This is a genomic window from Polaromonas sp. C04, from assembly GCF_002002705.1.
Classification (GTDB): Bacteria; Pseudomonadota; Gammaproteobacteria; order Burkholderiales; family Burkholderiaceae_C; genus Rhodoferax_A.
The window spans coordinates 1-5,592 of record NZ_MUNS01000009.1 but is presented as its reverse complement, the minus strand read 5'-3'; the positions used below and the strand labels follow the sequence as shown (position 1 = coordinate 5,592).

Below are 5,592 nucleotides of genomic sequence, written 5' to 3'. Positions count from 1 at the left end.
AACCACCACAGGCTCAGGCTCCAGCCGCAAACCAAAGCGCTCATAAACGCTGGTCTGTATCGCCCTGGCCAGCGTCATGACTTCACCGCCGGTCACCGGGTTGGCGCTCCCGCCCCGGTTCACCAGCACCAGCGCCTGTTTCTCGTAAACACCGGCGTTGCCGACCGATTTGCCCTTCCAGCCACAGGCGTCGATCAGCCAGCCCGCCGCCAGCTTGACCGACCCGTCAGCCAGGCGGTAATGCACGATCTTGGGTTCGCGCTGGATGATGTCCTCGCACTGTTCAAAGGAGACGGTCGGATTCTTGAAGAAGCTGCCGGCGTTACCGATGACTTGGGGATCGGGCAGCTTGGCGCGCCGGATCTCGCAAATCCACTCATAAATTTGTAGCGCATCAGGCCCGTGGATATTGGACTGGAGCATCTTTTTGTCAATATCGGCGTAGCCCAGCACGGGTTTCCAGGCTTTCGGCAGCGCAAAGCGCACGCGGGTGATCAGCGCCTTGTCGGCCAGGCCCAGGGCCTGCGCGCCCGCGGCTTCGCCCGGCTTGCTGGCGTGCTTGAAGACCGAATCGCGGTAGCCGAAGGCGCATTGCGCCGCATTGAGCGTGAAGGCCTTTCCGGTCGTGAGGTCAATGGCATCGAGCGAGTCGAAGCGGTCCTGCAGCTCGACACCATAGGCACCGATGTTCTGCACCGGCGAGGCGCCCACGCTGCCGGGAATCAGCGCCAGGTTTTCCAGACCGGGGTAGCCCTGCTGCAAGGTCCAGGTGACCAGGTCGTGCCAGTTCTCGCCCGCGCCGGCCTCGATGATCCAGGCCTTCGCGGTCTCGCCGGCAAGGCGCTTGCCCATGATCTCGACCTTCAGAACCACCGGTTTGACGTCGCCCGTCAGCACGATATTGCTGCCGCCGCCGAGCACGAACTTCGGCTGGTGGCCGAGCAGCGGGTCGGCCAGCACCGCTTGCACGTCCGCCGCCTGCGCCACGCGCACCAGGGTATGCGCCCTGGCCACAATGCCAAAGGTGTTGTAGGGCTGGAGCGCGACATTTTTCTCGACTAACATCAACGGATTGTCGCATCGGCCTTTGCCCTGATCCGGGGCGGCAGGCCCACACCACCCAGGAATCAACCCATGCCTTCTTTTGACACTGTCTGCGAACCCAACCTGGCCGAGGTCAGAAATGCGGTGGACAACACCGCCAAGGAAATCGTCACGCGCTTTGACTTCAAGGGCACCTCGGCCGCCATCGAACTCAAGGACAAGGAGATCACCCTGCTGGGCGACGCCGAATTCCAGCTGCAGCAGGTGGAGGACATCCTGCGCAACAAGCTGACCAAGCGCAATGTGGACGTGCGCTACCTGGACAAGGGCGACGTGCAAAAGATCGGTGGCGACAAGGTCAAGCAGGTCATCAAGGTGCGCAGCGGCATCGAGACCGAGCAGGCCAAGAAGATCACGCGCCTGATCAAGGACAGCAAGCTCAAGGTGCAGGCCGCGATCCAGGGCGACGCCGTGCGCGTCAGCGGTGCCAAGCGCGACGACCTGCAGGCCGCGATGGCGCTGATCAAGAAGGACGTGACCGACGTGCCCATGACCTTCAACAATTTCCGCGACTGAAAAATGAAGCCGCGCGGGTTGCGTGCCGCCGCCCTGCCGCGGGCCTTGGGGCTCGCGCTGTGGATCCTCGCGGGCACCGCCCAGGCCCAATCGGTGGCGCTGTCGGGCATGCTCGGCCACAAGGCTTTGCTGATGGTGGGCAGCAGCGCACCGCACAGCGTGGCGCCGGGCGACACCTACCAGGGGGTCAAGGTGATCTCGACCGCGGGCGATCAGGCCGTGGTCGAGATTGACGGCCAGCGCCGCACCCTGCGGGTCGGCGACGCGCCGGCCAGCTTCGGCGGCCATGGCGGCAGCACGGCCAGCAGCGGCAAGATCACGATTGCGGCCGGCAGCGATGGCCATTTCACGGCGCCGGGCAGCATCAACGGCCGGGCCGTGCAGTTCCTGGTGGACACCGGTGCCAGCGTGATCGGCATGAGCGTGTCGGAGGCCGAGCGCGTCGGCCTGAACTACAAGGCCGGCCAGCCCGTGCGCATGGGCACCGCCAACGGCGTCACGCAAGGCTGGCGCGTGCGGCTCGATTCCGTGCGCGTGGGCGATGTGGAAGTGTCCGGCGTGGACGCCGTCGTCATGCCCCAGCCCATGACCTATGTGCTGCTGGGCAACAGCTTTTTGACGCGCTTTCAGATGCAGCGCGACAACGACATGATGACGCTGCAGCGGCGCTACTGAGCTATTTTTTCGCGCCGAGCCGCGATTCCTTGCCCTGGATCAGCCGGCCGATGTTCTCGCGATGCCGCCACGCCAGCAGCATGGCCATGATAAAAATCGCCATCGAAATGGCCGGGTCGGTGTACCAGGCCACCCCATTGGCCAGCAGGTAATACACCGGCGCAAACGCCGCCGCGACCAAGGAGGCCAGCGACGAGTAGCGGAAGAAAAACGCAATGATCAACCAGGTGGCGGCCGTGGCAAGGCCCAGAATCCAGTTGATGCCGAGCAGCACGCCGAGCGCCGTGGCCACGCCCTTGCCGCCCTCGAACTTGAAGAACACCGGCCACAGATGCCCCGCGAAGGCGGCCAGCCCCACCAGCGCGACGGTGCCGTCCCCCAACCCATACGGTTGGCCGAACCAGCGCACCAGCATCACCGGCAACCAGCCCTTGACGGCGTCGAGCACCAGCGTGGCCACGGCGGCCGCCTTGCTGCCGGAGCGCAGCACGTTGGTGGCGCCCGGGTTCTTGCTGCCGTAGCTGCGCGGGTCTTTCAAACCCATGACGCGGCTGACGATGACGGCAAAGCTGAGCGAGCCGATCAGGTAGGCGGCCACGGTGGCGAGCAGGGGGTAAATCATTTCCAAGAGAAGTCTCCTCCAGACAGCCTGCTATTCTGCCAGTGCGCAATGCACGGGCATGGCACCGAGCAGCTGCACGCAGACCTGAGGATCGAGCTGCACCAGGTAGCCGCGGCGCCCGCCGTTGATCGCGATCACCGGTAGCGCCAGGATGCTCTCTTCGATGTACACCGGCATCTGCCGGCGCGTGGAGAACGGCGAGGTGCCCCCGACCAGGTAGCCGCTGTGCCGGTTCGCCACCTCGGGCTGGCACGGCTCGACCGACTTGGCGCCGATCTGGCGCGCCAGGTTCTTGGTCGAGACCTTGCGGTTGCCGTGCATCAGCACCACCAGCGGCCTGGCGTCCTGGTCCTGCATGATCAGCGTCTTGACCACGCTATAGGGGTCCAGGCCCAGCACCCCGGCGCTGTGCAGCGCACCGCCGTGCTCCAGGTACTCGTACGGATGCTCGGTGAACGCCACCTTGCTGGCGCGCAGCAGGGCGGTCGCGGGAGTCTCGCTGACGTGTCCCTTGCGGCTCATTGGGCGGGGTCCCGGGCTTCCCGGCGGATCGCATCGATGGCGCTCAGGCGGATCGGGGCGACGCGCGAGCCGCTCGATCCCCGTTGAATTTTGTTCATGAAGATTTCGGGGGTGACGTTGACAAAACCGCAGGCGCCAGCATGACCCGACGACGCGGACCGGCACGCGAGTCCTAGTTTACGGGCTTGCACCAACGCCTGCACCCGACGCCACGCGCCCGAAATTCGAGGCGCCGTCTTACACATCGACACAGCGCCATGCGCTATGCTTATTTCGGTCTGAATAGCTCTTCCCTTTTTCTTTTTCAAGGAGATTCCCCATGAAATCAATCCTCACGTCCCTGGCCTGCGCCGCCCTGGTGCTCGGCGGCCTCTCGGGCTGCTCCAACATGAGCGAAACCCAGCAAGGCACGGCCTCGGGCGCCGGCATCGGCGCGCTGGCCGGCGCGGCGATCGGCGCGATGACCAATGGATCGAGAGGGGCCATCGCCGGCGCGGCGATCGGTGGCGCGGCGGGCGCCGGCGGTGGCTACCTGTGGTCCAAGAAAATGCAGGACCAAAAGCAGGCCATGGAAAAAGCCACAGCCGGCACCGGCATCGCGGTCAGCCAGACGGCCGACAACCGGCTCAAGCTGGCCATTCCCAGCGATGTCTCGTTCGACGTGGGCCGCTCGGCCATCAAGAGCAACTTTGCAACGGTGCTGAACCAGTTTGCCACCAGCCTGAACCAGAACCCGGTGACGACCATCACCATCGTCGGCTACACCGACAGCACCGGCTCGGACGCCATCAACAACCCGCTGTCGGTCGACCGCGCCGACAGCACGCGTGACTACCTGGTCGGCCGCGGCGTGGCACGCACCCGCTTCATCACCGATGGCCGCGGCTCGCGCGACCCGGTCGCCGACAACAGCACCGCGGCCGGCCGCGCCGCGAACCGGCGCGTGGAAATCTTTGTTGCGGAGCCGGCACAGGCCGCGAAGTAATCAGTCATCGCGCCCGCGAACAGCGAGGGTCTGACCGCCGCATGGCGGTCAGACCCTCGTCTTCTTGAAGCGCTCTTCCTCCCGCAGGCGCAGCACGCGCCGCTGCACCTTGCCGGTAGTGGTCATCGGCAGGGCGTCGATGAACTCGATCTCCTTGGGGTATTCGTAGGGCGCCAGCTTGCCTTTCACGTGGGCCTGCAGTTCGGCCACGAGTTTGGCATCAAAATCGCCTGCAGACCCCATGAAGCTTGCACGCGCAGCTATGAAATCTGGAGCAAGCACAACATAGGCCTTGACCAGCGCGCCACGCTCGCGGTCCGGCTTGGGAACGGCGGCGGCATTGGCCACGGCCGGGTGCTTGACCAGACAGTTCTCGATCTCGCCGGGCCCGATGCGGTAGCCCGCGGCCTTGAACACGTCGTCGGCCCTGCCCTCGTACCAGAGGTAGCCGTCCGCATCGCGGGTCGCGAGATCGCCGGTGCGGCACCAGTCGCCGGTGAACTTGGCGCGCGTGGCCTGCGGGTTCTTCCAGTAGCCCAGGAAGAAAATCGGGTCCGGGTCGCCATGCACGTCGAAGCGGTTCAAGGCCACGTCGCCCGGCACGCCGACCGGGCATTCACGGCCCTCCTCGTCGATCACCGCCACGCGGTGCCCCGGGTAGCCCTTGCCCATGCTGCCGGGCTTGGCCGGCCAGCCCACCGCGTTCGACGGCTGGCCGTTCATGGCGCAGTTGCCGACGATGTAGTTGATCTCGGTCTGGCCGAACATTTCGTTCACCGTCACGCCGAGCTGTCGGCGGCAGTAGTCGAACACCGCATCGCCCACGGCCTCGCCGGCGCTCATGATGGCCTGCAGCTTGAGCTTGAACCGCGCTCGCGGCCGCGGATACGCCTTCATCATGGCTTTCAGCGCGGTCGGGAACAAAAAGGTGTGCGTCACGCCGTACTTCTGCATCAGCGTGAAGGCCGTCTCGGGGCTGAAGCGGCCGTTGTAGGCCACGATCTCGCGGCCAAAGTACAGCGTGGGCAGCAGCGCGTCCATCAGGCCACCGGTCCAGGCCCAGTCTGCCGGAGACCAGAAGACGCTTCGCGTTTCTGGCTCCGGCAGACCGGGCGTTGCCCCTTTTGTGCTCGCCCCCACCCCAGCCCTCCCCCGCACGGGGGAGGGA

The 5,592-nt window shown here is 65.6% G+C and carries 7 protein-coding genes; 3 read left to right on the top strand and 4 right to left on the bottom strand.

What is annotated here, in order from left to right; translation table 11 throughout:
• A partial coding sequence (gene murB / locus B0E49_RS00130) for a UDP-N-acetylmuramate dehydrogenase (RefSeq protein WP_077559949.1) occupies positions 1 to 1,065 on the bottom strand: 1,065 nt, incomplete at its 3' end.
• 69 nt (positions 1,066 to 1,134) lie between these two features.
• Here murB and B0E49_RS00125 point away from each other — a divergent pair.
• Both B0E49_RS00125 and B0E49_RS00120 read left to right on the top strand, forming a co-directional pair.
• Positions 1,135 to 1,620, top strand: a complete 486-nt coding sequence (locus B0E49_RS00125) for a YajQ family cyclic di-GMP-binding protein (protein WP_077559948.1) — start codon at positions 1,135 to 1,137, stop codon at positions 1,618 to 1,620.
• 3 nt (positions 1,621 to 1,623) lie between these two features.
• Positions 1,624 to 2,295 (top strand): retropepsin-like aspartic protease family protein, encoded by a 672-nt coding sequence (locus B0E49_RS00120; RefSeq protein ID WP_077559947.1) that lies wholly within the window; start codon positions 1,624 to 1,626, stop codon positions 2,293 to 2,295.
• A gap of 1 nt (position 2,296) precedes the next feature.
• Here B0E49_RS00120 and plsY read toward each other — a convergent pair whose 3' ends face one another.
• Both plsY and B0E49_RS00110 read right to left on the bottom strand, forming a co-directional pair.
• A complete protein-coding gene (gene plsY / locus B0E49_RS00115) occupies positions 2,297 to 2,923 on the bottom strand; it encodes a glycerol-3-phosphate 1-O-acyltransferase PlsY (RefSeq protein ID WP_353647334.1) in 627 nt (208 codons plus the stop codon).
• Positions 2,924 to 2,947: 24 nt separating this feature from the next.
• Positions 2,948 to 3,439: an aminoacyl-tRNA deacylase gene (locus B0E49_RS00110; RefSeq protein ID WP_077559946.1), complete on the bottom strand. Its 492-nt coding sequence runs from the start codon at positions 3,437 to 3,439 to the stop codon at positions 2,948 to 2,950.
• A 319-nt stretch (positions 3,440 to 3,758) separates the two neighbouring features.
• Here B0E49_RS00110 and B0E49_RS00105 point away from each other — a divergent pair, with 319 nt between their 5' ends.
• Positions 3,759 to 4,424: a YiaD family glycine zipper/OmpA-like lipoprotein gene (locus B0E49_RS00105; RefSeq protein ID WP_077559945.1), complete on the top strand. Its 666-nt coding sequence runs from the start codon at positions 3,759 to 3,761 to the stop codon at positions 4,422 to 4,424.
• Positions 4,425 to 4,472: 48 nt separating this feature from the next.
• Here the strand turns inward: B0E49_RS00105 and B0E49_RS00100 are convergent.
• On the bottom strand, positions 4,473 to 5,592 hold a 1,120-nt coding region (locus B0E49_RS00100), incomplete at its 5' end, for an AMP-binding protein (RefSeq protein WP_144264378.1).

Bases quoted from the DNA above. Each gene is read 5' to 3' on its own strand.
- B0E49_RS00125 (WP_077559948.1), top strand. From the start codon at position 1,135: ATGCCTTCTTTTGACACTGTCTGCGAACCCAACCTGGCCGAGGTCAGA.
- B0E49_RS00120 (WP_077559947.1), top strand. From the start codon at position 1,624: ATGAAGCCGCGCGGGTTGCGTGCCGCCGCCCTGCCGCGGGCCTTGGGG.
- B0E49_RS00110 (WP_077559946.1), bottom strand. From the start codon at position 3,439: ATGAGCCGCAAGGGACACGTCAGCGAGACTCCCGCGACCGCCCTGCTG.
- B0E49_RS00105 (WP_077559945.1), top strand. From the start codon at position 3,759: ATGAAATCAATCCTCACGTCCCTGGCCTGCGCCGCCCTGGTGCTCGGC.